The sequence below is a fragment of the Klebsiella aerogenes genome (assembly GCA_029027985.1).
Lineage (GTDB): Bacteria > Pseudomonadota > Gammaproteobacteria > Enterobacterales > Enterobacteriaceae > Klebsiella > Klebsiella aerogenes_A.
This window is the reverse complement of the sequence record CP119076.1, coordinates 3,573,909-3,592,864: the sequence shown is the minus strand read 5'-3', so window position 1 is coordinate 3,592,864 and position 18,956 is coordinate 3,573,909. Positions and strand designations below refer to the sequence as shown.

The following is an 18,956-nucleotide window of genomic DNA, read 5'->3' as shown; positions in this document are numbered from 1 at the left end:
CCAGAGTGGTTCAGGAGGAGAGAGGAGATATGACTATATCCGCTCAGGTGATTGAGACTATCGTGGAATGGATTGATGACAATCTGCATCAACCACTGCGCATTGATGATATTGCACGCCATGCCGGTTACTCGAAATGGCATCTGCAACGGCTGTTTTTACAGTACAAAGGGGAGAGTCTCGGGCGCTACATTCGCGAGCGTAAGCTGCTGCTGGCGGCGCGCGATCTGCGTGATACCGACCAGCGGGTCTATGATATCTGCCTGAAATATGGTTTTGATTCACAGCAGACCTTTACTCGCATCTTTACCCGTACCTTTAATCAGCCGCCGGGCGCCTATCGGAAAGAGAACCACAGCCGTGCGCACTAAGCGCTGGCTGCATCAAGTCCGCCTCTTCGGCGGGCTTTTTTTTACCCTTTTTACCCGACAGCGGAATGCGATTAACCTTCCAGCGAGAACCAGCGGCGCCATACCCAGCGCAGTACCAGATACTCGATCACGCCTAACATCAGGAACCACAGGCAGAAAATCAGCGTGTACAGCTGGTTGAGGTCCATCAGGTGGAATAAGGTCACCAGCTTTTGCGCCAGCGTCAGGCCAAGCGAGGGCGCCGGCAGTAACAAGCAGGAGAGCAGGGCCAACAACAAAATGCCGGCGGCGGATAATAGTGTTTCGAGCGGGTGTTTCATTATATTGTTAATCGCCAGTTAAAAAACATATTGTCCGGTAAAAAGACCGTTAACGCAATATTCTTTATCTTACGGTTATTTTACGTAATCTGTATTATATCCAGCGCCGTTTCTCAATCTATTACTGTTAATTTATCTGGCGATTTTTGTGATTAAGTTAATTACATCGCAATGTAAATTAACGTCATTATTAGCCCAGCGCTTTTACAAAAGAATAGGTGCTATATCCCACAATCGTAGCGATAATGATTGCCAGCGCGATGTACAGCGCCAGACGGCGTCCGCGATAGATTCCAAACATGTTACACCTCGTTTAAAAATGGTTTAGAAACGCTCTGTAATATTTGTTTTGAAGAATTAACTTACCATGTATTTTTTAATTTGCGAGCAAATAAATACTGTTGTGGAATAATTTTTAGGTCGCTCGCAAAAATATTACCTCATTGGCCAGAAATGATTTCAGGCTTTCCGATTCACGGAATTTAGAAGGAAACTTTATTTTGACCAAAATGATTCATCCCCACAACGTCACCCCCTCGGGCGACGCTGCGCCGCGCCAGGCCTATCAGCAGACAGTCGAGGCGGTACTGGCGCAAAAAAAGAGCTATGTCGATGGTCTCAGCTCCGCTGAAGCCGCCGGACGCCTGAAAGCATACGGCCCCAATGCCTTGCCGGAAAAGAAAGGCAAACCGGCCTGGCTGCGTTTTCTTGCCCACTTCAATGATGTCCTGATTTACGTTCTGCTGGCCGCCGCCGCGCTCACGGCGGTGATGGGGCACTGGGTCGATACCCTGGTTATCCTCGGCGTGACCGTCATTAACGCGCTGATTGGCCACATCCAGGAGAGCAATGCTGAAAAATCCTTGCAGGGGATCCGCAACATGCTCTCCAGCGATGCCCGTGTGCAGCGTAATGGCAAGCATGACACTATCCCTACCCGCGACCTGGTACCGGGCGATATCGTTATTCTGCGCGCGGGCGACCGTGTACCGGCGGATATGCGTCTGATTGAAACCCACAACCTGCGGGTGGAAGAGGCTATTCTCACCGGTGAATCGACGGTAGTGGATAAAACCACTGCGGCGCTTGAGGGGGAACTGCCGCTGGGCGATCGTATCAATATGGTCTTCTCCGGTACCACCATCAGCGCCGGCGGCGGTGTTGGCGTGGTTACCGCCACCGGTAAAGAAACCGAGCTTGGCCACATTAACCAGATGATGGCAGGGATCGAAAAGCACCGTACTCCGCTGCTGGTGCAGATGGATAAACTGGGGAAAGCGATTTTCGCCATTATTCTCGCGATGATGGTGGCGCTGTTCTTTTTCAGCCTTGCGTTGCGTGATATCCCGCTGGGTGAGTTGCTGCTGTCGCTGATTAGCCTCGCGGTGGCGGCGGTGCCGGAAGGCCTGCCGGCGATTATTTCGATTATTCTGTCGCTTGGCGTACAGGCGATGGCGCGTAAGCGAGCGATTATTCGTAAGCTGCCGACGGTGGAGACCCTCGGGGCGATGACGGTAGTGTGCTCGGATAAAACCGGCACCCTGACCATGAACGAGATGACGGTTAAAGCGATCATCACCGCTGACTGCTGCTACCGCGTTGAAGGCGACAGCTACGAGCCGCAGGGGCGCATTTGCCTGGAAGGTAGCGACGAGCCGGTGGTTATCCAGCCGGGCAGCGTGCTGGAAACCTACCTGCGCGCCATCGACCTGTGCAACGACAGTCAGATGATTCAGGACGAGCGCGGTCTGTGGGGTATCACCGGCGGCCCGACCGAAGGGGCGCTGAAGGTGTTGGCGGCGAAAGCCCAGCTAGCGCCGGTTGCCACGCGGCTAGTGGCGAAAATTCCGTTCGACTCACAGTACAAATACATGGCCACTCATCAGCAGATTGGCGATGAGGAGCAGGTGCTAATCACCGGCGCGCCGGATGTCATCTTCGCCATGTGCGGCCAGCAGATGAGTAAGCAGGGGGCGATGCCGTTTGCGCGTCAGTACTGGGAAGACGAGATGGCGCGCTTTGCCCGTCAGGGGCTGCGCATGGTTGCCGCCGCCTGCAAACCGGCAACCGCTGGCAGCACCACCTTGAACCACGACGATCTGCGCGAGGGCCTGGTGTTCCTCGGCATCGCCGGAATGATGGATCCGCCGCGTCCGGAAGCGATTGACGCCATCCACGCCTGTCAGACTGCCGGGATCCGCGTGAAGATGATCACCGGCGACCATCCGCAGACGGCGATGAGCATTGGCCAGATGTTGGGGATCACCAACAGCAGCCAGGCGATGACCGGCTATCAGCTGGAGCACATGGATGAGGCTGAGCTGGCGAAGGCGGCGGTGGAGTTTGATATCTTCGCCCGCACCAGCCCGGAGCATAAACTGCGTCTGGTGAAGGCGTTGCAGGATAGCGGCGAAGTGGTCGGGATGACCGGCGACGGTGTTAACGACGCTCCGGCGCTACGCCAGGCCGACGTTGGCATCGCGATGGGGATTAAAGGGACCGAGGTGACCAAAGAGGCCGCCGATATGGTGCTCACCGATGACAACTTCGCCACCATTGCCAGTTCGGTGAAAGAAGGACGTCGCGTCTATGACAATCTGAAGAAGACCATTCTGTTCATCATGCCGACCAACCTCGCGCAAGGGTTGTTGATCATCATCGCGCTGTTGGCGGGCAATATTATTCCGCTGACGCCGGTGCTGATTTTGTGGATGAACATGGCGACCTCCGCCACGCTCTCCTTCGGCCTTGCCTTTGAAGCCGCCGAGCGCAACGTGATGAATCGTCCGCCGCGTAAGACCGGCCAGCACGTCATGGATGCCTTCGCCGTCTGGCGTGTCGCTTTCGTCGGCTCGATGATTGCCGTTGCCGCCTTTATCCTTGAGGCCTGGTTGGCGCCGCGCGGCCACAGCGCCGAGTTCATCCGTACCGTGCTGTTGCAGATGCTGGTGACCGCGCAGTGGGTGTACATGATTAACTGCCGCAGCAGCGACAGCTTCTCCCTGAACATAGGCCTGCTGCGCAACAAAGGCATCTGGCTGGTTACCGGCGTTCTGCTGCTGATGCAGCTGGTCATTATCTATGTGCCGCTGATGCAGAACATGTTCGGTACCGAAGCGCTGCCGCTGCGTTACTGGTTCGTCACCCTGGTGATTGGCGTAGCGATGTTCCTGGTGGTCGAAGTTGAGAAGCGTCTGACTCGTCGTTTCCGTAAACCTGCCTGATACCGCCCGGCGCCCCTCCAGGATGGAGCGGGCGCCGTCCCGGCTGGCGTTGTGTCTAACCGTTTTTTTTACTTTCTACGGTTATCATGGTGACGAAGGAATGGTACTGCCACGGCACGCCGCCGCCTTTTTGATACATTTTTGAGATGGTGCCGTCGAGGTACAGCATCTGGCGCACGTTGAGTTTTGAGTGGGCATAACAGGCGAAATCATAGAAATTCGTTTCGCGCTCGCTGAGCATAAACACCACCCGTCCTTGTTTATCAATACCAACGCCGTTACGCAGCTTGCGTGAACTGGCGGAGGGTTTCAGCCGCCAGTTGATGGCGCCGTTCTCGATAAGCATCGGCCCGGATTGTACCGCGTAGCTCATCGCAGGCGATGGTTTGAATTTATTGATGCTCGTCACCCCGGCCTGCTGGCCTTTCAGCCAGAACACGCCGCCGGGGCGAATGAAAAAGTTGCCGCCGCCAGAGGCTCGGTTGAGCGGCGCCAGCTGTTCGCCGTTTTCGATATACAGTCCCAGCGGCTCATGGGCTTTATCGTAAATACCGCCATTCATCGCCATTTGCACGCTGTCGTTTTTGTTGATATCCGACAATAGCGAGCGCAGGGATCCCCAGGCTTTACCGTCTTTATTTTGCCAGTACATCACGATGCGCTCTTTCTGCGGATTGACCGTATAACTTTGCAGCGTCAGCGATGGATCGGTGAGTGTACAGGCCGCGCTGGCAACGGCGGTGAAGGGCAGTAGCGTCAGGGGAATAAGACGGCGTAATAACATGAACAATCCTTTTAAATATCCTGCGCCGAGTATACCCGTTTCGCGTCCTTATGCCGCCCAAATCTCATGTCCTTCACTGGCGAGCCGCTACGCTTCTTGCTATAACCAGTTGATTACCCTAACAGGAGGCGTCGCCATGCCGGAAATCAACCCATTTGGTCAAATCGTTAATGACAGTGTTCCCGGTTGGCAGGGTGCCCAACTCCTCAAACGCGCGGCGCTGGATGGCCGTTTCTGCCGTCTGGAACCACTGGATGTCAGGCGCCATGCCGCCGATCTTTTTGCCGCCTACGCCCAGGGCGATGACAGCGACTGGACCTGGCTTGCCAGCACGCGCCCGACTAGCGTTGAGGCAACCGCGCACTGGGTCGCTGGCAAAGTGAATGATGAGCAACTGGTACCCTACGCGGTGATCGACCGGCAGGCGGAGCGGGCGGTCGGTATTGTCAGCTATCTGGCTATCGAGCGGGCGATGGGGTCGGTGGAGATCGGCCACGTTACCTGGTCGAGAAGCATGAAACAGACGCCGCTCGGTACCGAGGCCGTGTGGCTTTTGCTGCAAAACGGCTTTGATTGTGGTTATCGTCGGCTGGAGTGGAAATGTGATTCCATGAACGTGGAGTCCCGTCGTGCTGCGGAACGTCTGGGTTTTACCTGGGAAGGGAGGCTGCGGCAGAAGCTGGTGCGCAAAGGGCGTACCCGCGATAGCGATATTTTGTCGATTATTGATGGCGAATGGACCGAGCGGGATACGGCGCTGCGGGCGTGGCTGGCGGAAGACAACTTTGATGCCGAAGGGCGGCAGATCAAGCGGTTGGAAGCGTTTCGTTGATTCCCTATCTACCATCTGTGCCGTTTTTGCCGGGGGGGCGGCTAACGCCTTACCCGGCCTACGGTTCGTGCGAGCGCGCCCGCACGAACCGATTTGTAGCCCGGATAAGCGCCGCGCAATCCGGGGACCTGCTCGTTTAGCGGCGAACCGGCGCGTCGCCAGCGACATAATACGCCGCGGTGCTGCGTGGCAGCGGCTGATGGCCGCGAATGGCATCAGCCATCTTCTCGCCAATCATGATGGTGGTGGCGTTCAGGTTGCCGGTGATAATCTGCGGCATAATCGACGCATCGACCACCCGTAACCCTTCCAGCCCGTGGACGCGACCCTCGCCGTCGACCACGGCCATCTCGTCGTAACCCATCTTACAGGTCCCGCATGGGTGGAACGCGGTTTCGGCATGGTTACGGACGAATTCATCCAGCTCGGCATCGCTCTGGCACTCGATACCCGGGCTAATCTCGCGGCCGCGATACTTATCCAGCGCCGGCTGATTCATGATCTCGCGGGTGATGCGAATGGCGTCGCGGAACTCCTGCCAGTCCTGCTCATGTGACATATAGTTGAACAGGATTGCCGGGTGATCGTGCGGATCGCGCGACTTCAGGCGCACGTGTCCGCGGCTCGGCGAGCGCATCGAACCGACGTGGCACTGGAAACCGTGCTCTTTGACCGCGTTGGAGCCGTTGTAGTTAATCGCTACCGGCAGGAAGTGGTATTGAATGTTCGGCCAGCTAAACTCTGCACGGCTGCGGATAAAGCCGCCTGCTTCAAACTGGTTGCTGGCGCCGATGCCGGTACCGCCGAACAGCCACTCCGCGCCGATTTTCGGCTGATTCCACCACTGCAGAGCCGGATACAGCGACACTGGTTCTTTGCATTCATACTGCAGATACATTTCGAGATGGTCCTGCAGGTTTTCACCGACGCCGGGCAGGGCGTGAACCAGCGGAATAGCAAACTGGCGTAAGAGTTCCGGATTGCCGACGCCGGAACGTTGCAGGATCTGCGGCGAGGCAATCGCCCCCGCGCACAGCAGTACTTCTTTCCTGGCCGTCGCTTTCGACGGCGCGCTGCTGTCGCCTTCCAGCCACTCGACGCCAATGGCTCGTTTGCCGTCAAAAATAATATGATCGGTCATGGCGTGGGTGCGGATAGTCAAATTCGGGCGACCGCGCGCCTGATCGAGGTAACCGCGCGCGGTGCTGGCGCGACGCCCCTGCGGCGTCACGGTACGGTCCATTGGGCCGAAACCTTCCTGTTGATAGCCGTTGAGATCGTCGGTGCGCGGATAGCCCGCCTGTACGCCAGCCTCTACCATTGCATGGAACAGCGGATTGTTGTTCTGCTTCGGCGTGGCGACGCTCACCGGGCCGTCGCCGCCGTGATAATCGTTGGGACCGATATCGCGGGTTTCCGCTTTACGATAGTAGGGCAGACAGTCGAGGTAGCTCCAGTGCTCCAGTCCCGGCGCGGCGGCCCAGTTATCGAGGTCCATGGCGTTGCCGCGGATATAGCACATGCCGTTAATGAGCGAAGATCCGCCCAGCCCTTTACCGCGTCCGCACTCCATACGGCGATGGTTCATATGCGGTTCTGGCTCGGTCTCGTAGGCCCAGTTATAGCGTTTGCCCTGCAGCGGGAAAGCCAGCGCGGCAGGCATCTGGGTGCGGAAGTCAAAACGGTAATCCGGGCCGCCCGCTTCCAGCAGCAGGACGGTAGTGTCGGCATCTTCCGTTAAACGCGTCGCAAGGACATTGCCGGCGGAGCCGGCGCCAATAATGATGTAGTCAAACTGCAAAAATGACCTCCTGGTTAAAATATGGATTGAAACTGACCCATCTCAACCTGGATGGATTTCACTTGGGTGTAGTTCTGTAGCGTCATAACGCCGTTCTCGCGGCCAATGCCGGAGTGTTTATAGCCGCCGACCGGCATTTCCGCCGGGGATTCGCCCCAGCTGTTGATCCAGCAGATCCCGGCTTCCAGCTGGTGGATAATGCGATGGGCGCGGTTCAGGTCCGGTGTTACGATGCCAGCGGCGAGGCCGTATTCGGTGGCGTTGGCGCGGCGAATTACTTCGGCCTCGTCGTCGTAGCTAAGGATCGACATCACTGGCCCGAAGATCTCTTCGCGCACAATGGTCATCTCGTCCGTACAGTCGGTGAAGACGGTCGGGGCGACCCACGCACCGTTATCGAAGCCTTCGCCTTTTAGCACATCGCCGCCGCACAACAGGCGCGCGCCTTCATTTTTACCGCTCTCGATATAACGCAGTACGTTTTGGCGGTGTGGGAAGCTGACCAGCGGGCCGAAGTTGGTGCTGTCATCGAACAGATCACCTGCGCGGATACGGCCCACGCGTTCAACGATTTTCTGCTCAAACTCGGCCTTAAATTTCGCCGGTACGAAGACACGAGTGCCGTTGGTACATACCTGACCGGAACTGTAGAAGTTGGCCATCATGGCAATATCGGCAGCGAGGTCGAGGTTGGCATCGTCAGCGATAATCAGCGGCGATTTACCGCCAAGCTCCATGGTGACGTCCTTTAGCGACGAGGCGGCGGAGTTCGCCATCACTTTTTTACCGCTGGCGACGCCGCCGGTGAAGGAGATTTTGGCGATATCCGGGTGCTCGGTCAGATACTGGCCGGTTTCGGCACCGATCCCTGGCAGGACGTTGAAGACCCCGTCCGGTAGGCCCGCTTCACGGTAGATTTCCGCCAGCTTCAGGGCGGTGAGCGGAGTGACTTCACTCGGCTTAAAGATCATCGCGTTGCCTGCAGCCAGCGCCGGTGCTGATTTCCACAGGGCTATCTGGATCGGGTAGTTCCAGGCGCCGATACCGGCGACGACGCCCAGCGGTTCGCGGCGGGTATAAACGAACGAACTTTCGCGCAGCGGGATCTGGCTGCCTTCCAGCGCCGGGATCAATCCGGCGTAGTACTCCAGTACGTCAGCACCGGTAACGATATCGACGGCGGCGGTTTCGCTCAGCGGTTTACCGGTATCAAGCGTCTCCAGGCGCGCCAGCTCATCGTTGCGTTCGCGCAGGATATCCACCGCTTTGCGCAGGATGCGCGAACGTTCCATCGCGCCCATCGCCGCCCACACTTTTTGCCCCTGTTGGGCGCTTTTTACCGCGCGGTCGACGTCGTCGCGCCCGGCTGCCTGTACTGTCGCCAGCACTTCCCCAGTGGCAGGGTTGATGGTCTCGAAAGTTTTACCGCTGGTGGCGGCGACAAACTTGCCGTGAATATAAAGTTGCTGTTCGGCCATTCGGGACATGGTTTCCTCCATTATTGAGAAGTCGATGGCAGGTACTGGCTGATGAAATGGTCGGCGAGCGTTTCAGCGCGCGCTTTGTCGAGCGGTTTGCCGCTCAGCGCCGCGCGCAGCCAGAGTCCGTCGATCAGCGCCGCCAGGCCGTAGCCCGCCTCTTGCGCCTGTTCGCGCGGCAGCTGGCGGTGAAATTCGTAGACGATGTTCGACATCAGCCGTTTGCTGCTGACCTGTTGCAGGCGATAGAGCATAGGTTGATGCATGCTGCTGGCCCAGAAGGCGAGCCAGGCCTTCATTGCCGCGCCGCTTATCTGGCTGTCGTCGAAGTTGCCGGCGACAATCGCCCGTAAGCGCTGCTCCGCGCTGGCGCCGGGCAGCGCTCGCAATCGTTGCAATACCGCATGGCGCAACTGGCCGGTGATGTCGCGCATCGTTGCTTCCAGCAGGCCGTTCTTGTCCTTGAAATAGTGGCTGATGATGCCTGTCGATACACCCGCCCGACGGGCGATCTGCGCGATCGTGGCGTCGTGCATGCCGACCTCATTAATCGCCGCCAGCGTAGCGTCAATCAGCTGCCGCCGACGTATCGACTGCATCCCCAGTTTTGGCATTTCTCAGACTCCATCCATCAGATTTGTTTAACTATTAAAGCGGTTTTTGATTGGACGTTCAATATAAAATGTGTCTTAATTGTTGCCGATTTGCTTTTTAATAGTTGCAATAAATGTAAGGAGAATGGATGACAGACCTTTCGCCGAGCAGAGAAAAGGACAAAATCAATCCGGTGGTTTTTTACACTTCCGCAGGACTGATTTTGTTGTTTTCCCTGATGACTATCTTCTTCAGCGATTTTTCCGCGGCCTGGATTGGCCGTACCCTGAACTGGGTTTCCAAAACATTCGGCTGGTATTATCTACTTGCCGCGACGCTGTATATTGTGTTCGTTGTCTGTATTGCCTGCTCGCGCTTCGGTTCGGTGAAGCTGGGGCCGGAACACTCGAAACCAGAGTTTAGCGTACTGAGTTGGGCGGCGATGCTGTTTGCCGCTGGTATTGGTATCGACCTGATGTTCTTCTCCGTGGCTGAACCGGTGACGCAATACATGCAGCCGCCGGAAGGCGCGGGGCAGACCATGGAGGCGGCGCGCCAGGCGATGGTCTGGACGCTATTCCACTACGGTCTCACCGGCTGGTCGATGTATGCCCTGATGGGGATGGCGTTGGGATACTTTAGTTATCGTTATAATTTACCCCTCACTATCCGCTCCGCGCTCTATCCTATCTTCGGTAAAAAGATTAACGGCCCCATCGGCCACAGTGTCGATATCGCCGCGGTCATCGGTACCATTTTTGGTATCGCTACTACGCTTGGTATCGGCGTGGTGCAGCTCAATTACGGCCTGAGCGTGCTGTTCCATATCCCCGATTCATTGGGCGCCAAAGCAGCGCTGATTGTGTTGTCGGTGGTTATCGCCACCATTTCGGTGACTTCCGGTGTGGATAAGGGCATTCGTATTCTTTCCGAGCTGAACGTGGTGCTGGCGCTGGGGCTGATCTTATTCATCCTGTTCATGGGCGACACCGAGTTTCTGCTTAATGCGCTGGTGCTGAACGTCGGGGATTACGTCAACCGATTTATGGGGATGACGCTGAACAGCTTCGCCTTCGACCGTCCGGTGGAGTGGATGAACAACTGGACGCTGTTCTTCTGGGCATGGTGGGTGGCGTGGTCGCCGTTTGTCGGCTTGTTCCTGGCGCGTATTTCGCGCGGGCGCACTATCCGTCAGTTCGTCGTCGGCACGCTGATTATTCCGTTCACCTTTACGCTGCTGTGGCTGTCGGTATTCGGTAATAGCGCGCTGTACGAAATCATCCACGGCAACGCTGCGTTTGCCGCCGAGGCGATCGCTCACCCGGAGCGCGGGTTCTATAACCTGTTGGCGCAGTACCCGGCGTTTACCTTTAGCGCCTCAGTCGCCACCATTACCGGCCTGCTGTTTTACGTCACATCGGCGGATTCCGGGGCGTTGGTGCTGGGTAATTTCACCTCGAAACTGAAGGATATCAACAGCGATGCGCCGAACTGGCTGCGGATCTTCTGGTCGGTGGTGATTGGTCTGTTGACCCTCGGCATGCTGATGACCAACGGTATTTCCGCGCTGCAGAACGCGACGGTGATTATGGGGCTGCCGTTTAGCTTTGTGATCTTCTTCGTGATGGCGGGATTGTATAAGTCTTTGAAGATAGAAGACTATCGACGTGAAAGCGCTAACCGCGACACCGCGCCGCGTCCGTTGGGCGTGCAGGATCGCCTGAGCTGGAAGAAGCGCCTGTCGCGGCTGATGAACTATCCCGGTACGCGCTATACCCGCCAGATGATGGAGACGGTGTGCTTCCCGGCGATGGAAGAGGTCGCGCAGGAACTTAAGCTGCGCGGCGCGTATGTCGAGCTGAAAAGCCTGCCGCCGGAAGAGGGGGATAACCTCGGCCATCTCGACCTGCTGGTGCATATGGGCGACGAACAAAACTTTATCTACCAGATTTGGCCGCAGCAGTACTCGATTCCGGGCTTTACCTACCGGGCGCGCAGCGGTAAATCGACCTACTACCGTCTGGAGACTTTCCTGCTGGAAGGCAGCCAGGGCAACGACCTGATGGACTACAGCAAAGAGCAGGTGATTACCGATATTCTCGACCAGTACGAGCGGCACCTGAACTTTATCCATCTGCACCGGGAAGCGCCGGGAAATAGCGTGACGTTCCCGGGAATGTAAGCCGCTATCTAACCTATGGCGGGGCCTGAGTCGTGGATACTCAGGCCCCGTTTTCCTATGTTATCCTTTAAATACCAACACCATGATTGCATGGCGTACCTTGTTTATAGACAACGTGACATGTTGTTCATCTTCAATAGAGGTTGTTATGGGTAAACAATTAGCGGTACGCAAACAACTTCGCGATAGCGTCGCTCAGGATATTCAGGCGCGGGTTGCCATTCATAAAGAAAATATTGCCAGACTGCATTCTGCAAATTCAGGAGCACAATATTTTACCGGGGAGATAACAAGACGCCCCCTGGTTTTATTTGCTAATGGGGATTCGTGGTTCGACTATCCTTTGCATGGTAATATCCCGCTACCCGGCGATACGGATATTATCGCACAACTCAGAAAGCTCGGCGCAGTACCGCCAACCATCTTAAATTTAGCCGTTGCTGGCGATACTTCAGTCGGTGAAATGTCGTTAGATCGGCAAGCCGAAATGATAAAACAACTCAGTGACAAATCGAACTGGATTGACGGTAAACCTGATGCGATTCTATTTTCAGCTGGCGGTAATGATATTGCCGGAGAAGCGTTTTGTATCTTCCTGGATTTTAATGATGGAAAATCAACAGGGCTGAATGTCGATCGGTTTACAAAGGCATTGGGGATGGTTGAAGCGTGTTATCTTGATCTATTCACCATTCGGGATCGCATTGTTCCCGGTGTTCCAATCATTGGGCATTGCTATGATTTCCCTATACCAAATGGTTCCCATCCAATATGTGCTGGTCCATGGTTAAAACCTTCACTGGATTTTTGTCATTGGTCACTGGCGGACGGCACGCGAATTGTGCATAACGCATTGGCTGAGCTTCGAAATAGGTTGAAAAAATTAGCGGCGGATCCGGATAATAATTTTCACCTCGTGGAAACGCAGGGTACCTTTAAGCCCGAAGACTGGGCGAATGAGCTTCATCCCTATCCGGACGGTTTTAAAATCATGGCGAATAAATTTGCGGCTGAGTTGGATCGATTACTGGGGCCAACGTTCAGCTAGCCCCTGTTATCTCCGGTAATAATCGTTCGATCACGCCAACAATGTTTCTGACCCTTTGCAGGATAAAACGCGCGTCGGGATAGACCGCGCAGATGAGAGCGGCGCGCATTATCCCCTGATAACGTCTTATTCCCGGCTTGCCATGACGAAGGGGCCCCGCGCGGTGCGGCGGGGACGACGGCGGAATAGCGCTTCGCAACGGGCGTTATTCAATGAGTGGGTTTTTCCGTTTGTCCCTCACCGTAAGGAAAATATGAAGTAATCCCATGGCGCCATGGGCCCAGAAATAAGTTTCAATAAATACGGTGAGAAACTTATGCAAAGACAAGACATCGTGCGTCAGCATCGATGACGGGCCAAGCGTTGTATTCAGGACAAACCAGCATCCGCCGCATATTGCGACGCCCAGCAGCGCCAGTACGCCAAGCCCCTGGATCAAGGCCGCCATTCCACCGGCATGCGCTTCGGGAAGGCGCAACGAAATGAGCGTTTTAATGTCTTCAGCCACGCCGCGAAAATCCAGTTTCAGCCAGCAAAAATAATAATGAAAACCGCGTTGCGTCAACATCCAGACCAGCATGGCGCAACCCAGCCCAATCAGCGCGAATCCGCTGACAATGTGAAACCATGTCACGATCCCCGTCAGGGTGAAGCCGCCAGGTATCTCGCTGTCCGTAAAATTAGAGTTAACGATCTGCAGCAAGATCAGCACGGCGACGATGAGGTGCAGCAGCCGAAAAAAGGGGCTGTCTTTGTGAGGGAGCGCATTGCGTAACGGTTCGTTCATCATCTCGCCATTTCATTTGTGGGGATTTAATTTCATCACTATCGTACTTATTAATTAACGAAACCTTAACGTCGCAATGCCAGTATCTTGCGTCATACCGTCGACAGAGGAATAACATGAGATGAACCATGACGTTAGCGCTGACCGCTCCCCTGTGGCCGTATTTTTGATATTTCTGCGGCTTGGCCTGACGTCCTTTGGTGGGCCGACGGCCCATTTAGGTTATTTTCGCGATGAGTTCGTAGTGCGGCGTAAATGGGTTAGTGAGCAGGGATATTCTGACCTGGTGGCGCTCTGCCAGTTTCTTCCCGGCCCGGCAAGTAGCCAGGTGGGCATGGCGCTGGGGTTGTCCCGGGCAGGCTATTCCGGGGCTTTGGCTGCCTGGGCTGGATTCACATTACCTTCGGCGATGTTACTTATCCTTTTTGCGCAGGGACTGTCCCGCTACGGTGAATTTGTTCCTTCTGGTGTCCTGCATGGCCTGAAGGTGGTCGCCGTAGTGGTGGTTGCGCAGGCGGTATGGGGGATGGCGCGTCATCTGTGTCCGGACCGCGCGCGTGTCGCCATCATGGCCGTGTCGGCCTGTATCCTCCTTCTTTTCCCGGCTGCGCTGAGCCAGGTCGGCGTCCTTTGCGTCTCGGCTATTGTGGGGCTTTTGGTCTGTAAACCGGGGCAGAACGAAAGACATGAACCGTTGAATGTCTCGTTACGGCTTCACGTCGGCGTGTTCTGGCTGTCGCTTTTTTTGCTGCTTCTGGCCGGGCTACCGCTGCTCGCCGTACTTGACCCCAGCCATACGCTGGCGATGGTGGACGCTTTCTACCGGACTGGCTCGCTGGTTTTTGGCGGCGGCCATGTGGTACTGCCATTACTCCAGGCGGAAGTGGTCCCAACTGGTTGGGTCGGCAATGACACTTTTCTCGCGGGCTACGGCGCCGCCCAGGCGGTTCCTGGTCCGTTATTTACTTTTGCCGCGTTTCTTGGCGCGTCGATGAGTCAGTCTCCTTCCGGCTGGGAGGGCGGTGTGTTATGTCTGCTGGCAATCTTTGCGCCCTCTTTTCTGCTCGTGGCTGGCGCATTGCCGTTTTGGGAGCGGTTACGAGGAAACTTACGGATCCGCGCTGCCTTGTCGGGTATCAATGCGGCAGTGGTCGGTTTACTGTTGGCTGCGCTTTATGACCCCGTCTGGACCAGCGCTATCCATACTCCGTCAGACTTTTGTTTAGCACTGCTGGCCCTGGTGGCGCTCGTGTCCTGGAAATTACCGCCCTGGCTTGTTGTGGTGTGCTGCGGCGTGGTGGGAGGGATAATTGGAATCTGAGCGCTGCGTTTGTGCGGAGAGACAAGAAAATATGGACTCAACATCGTAGACAGGGATCGACAGGTTGAAGTGAATCACTCGCAGCAGGAGCCGGGGATATCCGGCTCCTGCTTCATCGCGAGATACTGCAAACGGGCGGCTGTTATTTCGCCGCCAGCTCCCGGCGGATGATGTCAGCGCCTGCGCTTAACGCATGTAGCTTGCCGCTGGCGACCTGACGCGATAACGGCGCCATCCCGCAGTTGGTTGAAGGATAGAGATTTTCGGCATCAACGAACTGCAGCGCTTTACGCAGCGTGTTGGCGACTTCTTCCGGCGTTTCAATGGCGTTGGTCGCCACATCAATCGCGCCAACCATCACTTTCTTACCGCGGATCAGCTCCAGCAGGTCCATTGGCACGCGTGAGTTATGGCATTCCAGCGAGATGATATCGATGGACGATGTCTGTAGTTTCGGAAACGCCTCTTCATACTGGCGCCACTCGGAGCCGAGCGTTTTTTTCCAGTCGGTATTGGCTTTGATGCCATAGCCATAGCAGATATGCACGGCCGTTTCGCATTTCAGCCCTTCAACCGCTTTTTCCAGCGCGGCGATCCCCCAGTCATTGACTTCATCAAAGAAGACGTTAAACGCCGGTTCATCAAACTGGATGATATCCACGCCGGCCGCTTCTAATTCCCGGGCTTCCTGGTTGAGAATTTTGGCGAATTCCCACGCCAGCTTTTCGCGGCTTTTATAGTGGTTGTCATACAGCGTATCGATCATCGTCATTGGCCCTGGCAGGGCCCACTTAATCGGCTTGTTGGTGAGCTGACGTAAATATTTGGCATCTTCCACAAATACCGGTTGTTGACGCTCGACGGCGCTGACCACCGTCGGGACGCTGGCATCATAGCGGTTACGAATTTTAACGGTCTGGCGTTTCTCAAAATCGACGCCGCTGAGGTGCTCAATAAAGGTGGTGACAAAGTGCTGACGCGTTTGTTCGCCGTCGCTGACGATATCAATACCCGCGCGTAGCTGATCGTCCAGCGACAAACGCAGCGCATCGCGTTTTCCCAGCACCAATTCTTCATTCTGTAATTTCCACGGAGACCACAGCGTCTCTGGCTGCGCCAGCCAGGTTGGTTTCGGTAAACTGCCAGCGGTGGAAGTCGGGAGCAATGTTTTCATACAGGTGACCTTGAATTATGACGGGGATATCAGAGAGCGTAGTTAGCTGACCATTGCTCAAGAATATGTTGGTACGGCTTAATAAACTGTTGTTCAGTAAATTTGCCCTGTTCAATCGCTAACCGGCTGCGTTCTTCGCGGTCATAAACAATTTTGGTTAACGAATGATCCTGATTATTCAGGTTGGGTTGATAGCACTGCCCGGCGGCGGCATTCGCGTTGTAAATCTCCGGGCGATAAATCTTCTGGAATGTCTCCATGGTGCTGATGGTGCTGGCGAGCTCAAGATTGCTGTAATCACTGAGCAAATCGCCCGCGCAGAAGAAGGCTAACGGCGCCACGCTATTGGCAGGCATAAAATAGCGAACCTGCAGGCCCATCTTGTTAAAATAGGCTTCCGTCAGGGCTACGCCATCCTGCTGGTATTCGATCCCCAGAATCGGGTGCTGATTCCCGGTCCGGCGGTAAGTGTGTTTATTGGATACGCTCAGACAAATGACCGGCGCTTTTTTAAAACACTCGTTGTATTCACTGGAGTGAGTGAAGTGCTTGAAAATATTGCCATGCAAATCACCGTAATGATCAGGCACGCTGAACGTCGCCTTATCTTTATTATATTCCGGCAATAAAACGCTAAAATCGTAATCGCGCACGTAAGAAGAGAAGTTATTCCCCACAATGCCCTCAATACGCGTATCCGTGGCCTTATCCACAATGCTCGTTTGCAGGATCTCAATCACCGGGAAGCTGGCGTTCCGGCCGTTATCAGCGATATTCATTTCCACCGAGATGATATCGAGTTCGACCGCATAACGTTCGCCTTTTGGGTTGTCCCAATGCACCAGGTTATTAAAGCGATTATCAATCATCGCCAGCGTGTTGTGCAGATTCTCCTGGCGGTTTTCACCCCGCGCCAGGTTAGCGAAGTTGGTCGTAATACGCGTGTTTTCCGCAGGGTTATAGTTTTCATCGAAACGACTGCGTTTAATCGTAAAGGTAAAATTTGTTTTCATCGTCGCTTTACATCCTGGGTTCTGATATGAACATGCGTCTATTTCATTTCCCAGAATGACCTTACGATTTTTCTGGATTTATTATTCAGTAGCATTCATATTGTCTGTGGTTGATGAGGACTATTTTTGCCAGAGTCACCGGACGAGTGAAAGCGAGTTAATTTCAATGCTGCATGAGCTATCTTCATGATCTGTCATTGAGTCAGAAACGATGTGGTATTGATTGCGTTCAGGAAGAAGGGAAGGCAGAGAGATAAACGTTTTTTTTCTTTTAAAAAAGACAGGCTGCGACTGGAAATAGCCCCGGATAATTAATGGTTATCCAGGGCGTAGCTTATTTTACCAACAGATAAATCCGCCATCGACCACCAAATCAACGCCGGTGCAGAATGAGGCGGCGTCGCTGGCGAGGAACAGCGCCGGGCCAGCCATCTCTTCCACCTTCGCCATTCGCTGCATTGGGGTCTGACTTTCAAATTCGCGCGTCTGATGCACCATCTCCGGACGGGTATTCATCGGCGTGGCGGTATAGCCGGGGCTGATGGAATTCACGCGGATCCCTTTGCCAACCCATTCCATCGCCAGGCTTTTCGACAGGTGGATAACGCCGGCTTTGGAGCAGTTGTAATGCGCCTGGTCGAGGCCACGGTTCACGATAATCCCCGACATCGAGGCGATATTGATAATCGACCCGCCGCCGAATTCCTGCATGAGTTCCGCTTCTGCCTTACAGGAATTCCACACGCCGGTGAGGTTGATATCGATAACCCGCTGCCACTGCTCGCTCTCCATCTCTAATGCTGGATTAGCATTGGCGATGCCAGCGGCATTGACGGCGATATCGAGGCGGCCAAAGCGGCTTTTCGCCAGCGCAACGGCGGTGCGTAGGTCGGCAAGCTGGCGGACATCGCCGGTGTAAGCGCAGGCCTGGCCGCCGAAGGTTTCAATATGGTTGACCGTTTCCGCCAGTCCGCCGTCGTCGCGAAGATCAAAACAGACCACCCGGGCGCCCGCGCTGGCAAGCGCGCAGGCGATGGTTTGGCCAATGCCGCTGCCAGCGCCGGTCACGAAAGCGACGCGGTCTTGCAGGTTAAACAGTTGCTGCGCAAAGTCTTTGCCGATCATAGTGTTCACTCTCTTCAATGTATTGCCGAACGTCGGGATCTCTGTTTTCCGGATGGCGGCGCCCGGCGTCTTATCCGGGCGACATGTGCTCAGGACATAATTAAACCGCCATCGATATTGATGGTCTGTCCGGTGAGATAGCGCGCGTCGTCGGAGGCGAGGAAGGCCACCAGACCTGCCACGTCTTCCGGCTTGCCAGCGCGTTTCATTGGGATCCCTTCAACCCATTCCGCCATGAGTTCGCCTTTGCCGTAGCGCTTCTGATCGGTGCTGAGAATCTCGCCCCATACGCGATCGTTGTAATCCCACATTTCGCTTTCAATGATGCCGGGGCAGAAGGCGTTGACGGTGATGTTCCACGGTGCCAGTTCGTGTGCCAGGCTCTGGGTAATACCGATTACGCCCATCTTGCTGGCGGCATAGTGCGGCGTGTAGATAAAGCCCTGGCGTCCCTGGCCGGAAGAGGTGTTAATCAGGCTGCCATGGTTCTGTTTCACCATATATTTGGCGGCCTCGCGACAGCACAGCCAAACTCCGGTGGTGTTAACCGCGAGTACTTTTTCAAAATCCGTTTTTGGCATCCGGTCGTAGTAATCGATGGTGATCACTCCGGCGTTCTGGATGGAGACGTCGATGGTGCCGAAGCGCGCGGCGGCCTGTTCATACAGCGCCTGCACCTGCGCTTCGTCGGTGACGTCGACCTGCAGCGACAAAATATCCGCCTGATAGCGCTGACGGAGTATTTCAGCCGTTTCATGAACGCGCTCGGCGTTGGAGACCATCACCAGATTGGCTCCGTCACGGGCAAAGCGATCCGCAATGCCTGCGCCAATTCCGCGGCAAGCGCCGGTAATCACCACCGTTTTATTATGGAAATCTCGTTGCATGTTTTTTTCCCTTTC

The 18,956-nt window shown here is 55.3% G+C and carries 16 protein-coding genes and 1 pseudogene; 6 read left to right on the top strand and 11 right to left on the bottom strand.

Going from position 1 to position 18,956, the window contains the following annotated elements; translation table 11 throughout:
- Window positions 1-29 precede the first annotated feature (29 nt).
- Window positions 30-371, top strand: coding sequence for a RamA family antibiotic efflux transcriptional regulator (locus PYR66_17085; GenBank protein ID WEF27000.1), 342 nt, complete (start codon window positions 30-32; stop codon window positions 369-371).
- A 71-nt stretch (window positions 372-442) separates the two neighbouring features.
- On the opposite strand, the gene PYR66_17080 is transcribed toward PYR66_17085, so the two are convergent.
- Window positions 443-691, bottom strand: coding sequence for a DUF1158 domain-containing protein (locus PYR66_17080; protein WEF26999.1), 249 nt, complete (start codon window positions 689-691; stop codon window positions 443-445).
- A gap of 500 nt (window positions 692-1,191) precedes the next feature.
- Here PYR66_17080 and PYR66_17075 point away from each other — a divergent pair, with 500 nt between their 5' ends.
- The gene (locus PYR66_17075; protein ID WEF26998.1) at window positions 1,192-3,915 is read left to right on the top strand and encodes a cation-transporting P-type ATPase; all 2,724 of its coding nucleotides are present in this window, start codon (window positions 1,192-1,194) and stop codon (window positions 3,913-3,915) included.
- 55 nt (window positions 3,916-3,970) lie between these two features.
- On the opposite strand, the gene PYR66_17070 is transcribed toward PYR66_17075, so the two are convergent.
- Window positions 3,971-4,699, bottom strand: a complete 729-nt coding sequence (locus PYR66_17070) for a phosphodiester glycosidase family protein (protein WEF26997.1) — start codon at window positions 4,697-4,699, stop codon at window positions 3,971-3,973.
- A gap of 136 nt (window positions 4,700-4,835) precedes the next feature.
- Here PYR66_17070 and PYR66_17065 point away from each other — a divergent pair, with 136 nt between their 5' ends.
- Complete coding sequence (locus PYR66_17065) at window positions 4,836-5,531, top strand: GNAT family protein (GenBank protein ID WEF26996.1); 696 nt, start codon at window positions 4,836-4,838, stop codon at window positions 5,529-5,531.
- A 136-nt stretch (window positions 5,532-5,667) separates the two neighbouring features.
- Here PYR66_17065 and betA read toward each other — a convergent pair whose 3' ends face one another.
- From betA to betI, 3 genes are read right to left on the bottom strand one after another with little or no spacing between them, the layout of a single operon-like run.
- Window positions 5,668-7,332, bottom strand: a complete 1,665-nt coding sequence (gene betA, locus PYR66_17060) for a choline dehydrogenase (protein WEF26995.1) — start codon at window positions 7,330-7,332, stop codon at window positions 5,668-5,670.
- A 14-nt stretch (window positions 7,333-7,346) separates the two neighbouring features.
- Entirely contained in the window at window positions 7,347-8,819 is a 1,473-nt protein-coding gene (gene betB / locus PYR66_17055) for a betaine-aldehyde dehydrogenase (GenBank protein WEF26994.1), read from the bottom strand.
- An 11-nt stretch (window positions 8,820-8,830) separates the two neighbouring features.
- Window positions 8,831-9,424 carry a transcriptional regulator BetI gene (gene betI / locus PYR66_17050; protein WEF26993.1) on the bottom strand — a complete coding sequence of 198 codons (594 nt, stop codon included), beginning with the start codon at window positions 9,422-9,424 and terminating at the stop codon, window positions 8,831-8,833.
- Between the two features lie 128 nt (window positions 9,425-9,552).
- Here betI and PYR66_17045 point away from each other — a divergent pair, with 128 nt between their 5' ends.
- Together PYR66_17045 and PYR66_17040 are read left to right on the top strand one after the other, a co-directional pair.
- Window positions 9,553-11,586 carry a choline transporter gene (locus PYR66_17045; protein ID WEF26992.1) on the top strand — a complete coding sequence of 678 codons (2,034 nt, stop codon included), beginning with the start codon at window positions 9,553-9,555 and terminating at the stop codon, window positions 11,584-11,586.
- Window positions 11,587-11,734: 148 nt separating this feature from the next.
- Window positions 11,735-12,634: an SGNH/GDSL hydrolase family protein gene (locus PYR66_17040; GenBank protein WEF26991.1), complete on the top strand. Its 900-nt coding sequence runs from the start codon at window positions 11,735-11,737 to the stop codon at window positions 12,632-12,634.
- On the opposite strand, the pseudogene PYR66_17035 reads toward PYR66_17040, so the two are convergent.
- A pseudogene (locus PYR66_17035) lies at window positions 12,627-12,728 on the bottom strand (LysR family transcriptional regulator). The gene PYR66_17040 and the pseudogene PYR66_17035 overlap by 8 nt on opposite strands.
- Before the next feature lie 111 nt (window positions 12,729-12,839).
- Window positions 12,840-13,421 (bottom strand): cytochrome b/b6 domain-containing protein, encoded by a 582-nt coding sequence (locus PYR66_17030; protein WEF30485.1) that lies wholly within the window; start codon window positions 13,419-13,421, stop codon window positions 12,840-12,842.
- Window positions 13,422-13,542: 121 nt separating this feature from the next.
- Between PYR66_17030 and chrA the strand changes: the two genes are divergently transcribed.
- Entirely contained in the window at window positions 13,543-14,742 is a 1,200-nt protein-coding gene (chrA, locus tag PYR66_17025) for a chromate efflux transporter (protein ID WEF26990.1), read from the top strand.
- A gap of 142 nt (window positions 14,743-14,884) precedes the next feature.
- Here chrA and PYR66_17020 read toward each other — a convergent pair whose 3' ends face one another.
- From PYR66_17020 to PYR66_17005, 4 genes are all read right to left on the bottom strand, one after another.
- The gene (locus tag PYR66_17020; protein ID WEF26989.1) at window positions 14,885-15,916 is read right to left on the bottom strand and encodes a methionine synthase; all 1,032 of its coding nucleotides are present in this window, start codon (window positions 15,914-15,916) and stop codon (window positions 14,885-14,887) included.
- A 29-nt stretch (window positions 15,917-15,945) separates the two neighbouring features.
- Window positions 15,946-16,929 carry a DUF1852 domain-containing protein gene (locus tag PYR66_17015; protein WEF26988.1) on the bottom strand — a complete coding sequence of 328 codons (984 nt, stop codon included), beginning with the start codon at window positions 16,927-16,929 and terminating at the stop codon, window positions 15,946-15,948.
- Window positions 16,930-17,268: 339 nt separating this feature from the next.
- Window positions 17,269-18,054: an SDR family oxidoreductase gene (locus PYR66_17010; protein ID WEF26987.1), complete on the bottom strand. Its 786-nt coding sequence runs from the start codon at window positions 18,052-18,054 to the stop codon at window positions 17,269-17,271.
- An 89-nt stretch (window positions 18,055-18,143) separates the two neighbouring features.
- Window positions 18,144-18,941, bottom strand: a complete 798-nt coding sequence (locus PYR66_17005; protein WEF26986.1) for an SDR family oxidoreductase — start codon at window positions 18,939-18,941, stop codon at window positions 18,144-18,146.
- Between the last annotated feature and the right edge of the window lie 15 nt (window positions 18,942-18,956).

Coding starts and splice junctions, on each gene's coding strand:
- PYR66_17085 (WEF27000.1), top strand. CDS start 30: ATGACTATATCCGCTCAGGTGATTGAGACTATCGTGGAATGGATTGAT.
- PYR66_17080 (WEF26999.1), bottom strand. CDS start 691: ATGAAACACCCGCTCGAAACACTATTATCCGCCGCCGGCATTTTGTTG.
- PYR66_17070 (WEF26997.1), bottom strand. CDS start 4,699: ATGTTATTACGCCGTCTTATTCCCCTGACGCTACTGCCCTTCACCGCC.
- PYR66_17065 (WEF26996.1), top strand. CDS start 4,836: ATGCCGGAAATCAACCCATTTGGTCAAATCGTTAATGACAGTGTTCCC.
- betB (WEF26994.1), bottom strand. CDS start 8,819: ATGTCCCGAATGGCCGAACAGCAACTTTATATTCACGGCAAGTTTGTC.
- betI (WEF26993.1), bottom strand. CDS start 9,424: ATGCCAAAACTGGGGATGCAGTCGATACGTCGGCGGCAGCTGATTGAC.
- PYR66_17045 (WEF26992.1), top strand. CDS start 9,553: ATGACAGACCTTTCGCCGAGCAGAGAAAAGGACAAAATCAATCCGGTG.
- PYR66_17040 (WEF26991.1), top strand. CDS start 11,735: ATGGGTAAACAATTAGCGGTACGCAAACAACTTCGCGATAGCGTCGCT.
- PYR66_17030 (WEF30485.1), bottom strand. CDS start 13,421: ATGAACGAACCGTTACGCAATGCGCTCCCTCACAAAGACAGCCCCTTT.
- chrA (WEF26990.1), top strand. CDS start 13,543: ATGAACCATGACGTTAGCGCTGACCGCTCCCCTGTGGCCGTATTTTTG.
- PYR66_17020 (WEF26989.1), bottom strand. CDS start 15,916: ATGAAAACATTGCTCCCGACTTCCACCGCTGGCAGTTTACCGAAACCA.
- PYR66_17015 (WEF26988.1), bottom strand. CDS start 16,929: ATGAAAACAAATTTTACCTTTACGATTAAACGCAGTCGTTTCGATGAA.
- PYR66_17010 (WEF26987.1), bottom strand. CDS start 18,054: ATGATCGGCAAAGACTTTGCGCAGCAACTGTTTAACCTGCAAGACCGC.
- PYR66_17005 (WEF26986.1), bottom strand. CDS start 18,941: ATGCAACGAGATTTCCATAATAAAACGGTGGTGATTACCGGCGCTTGC.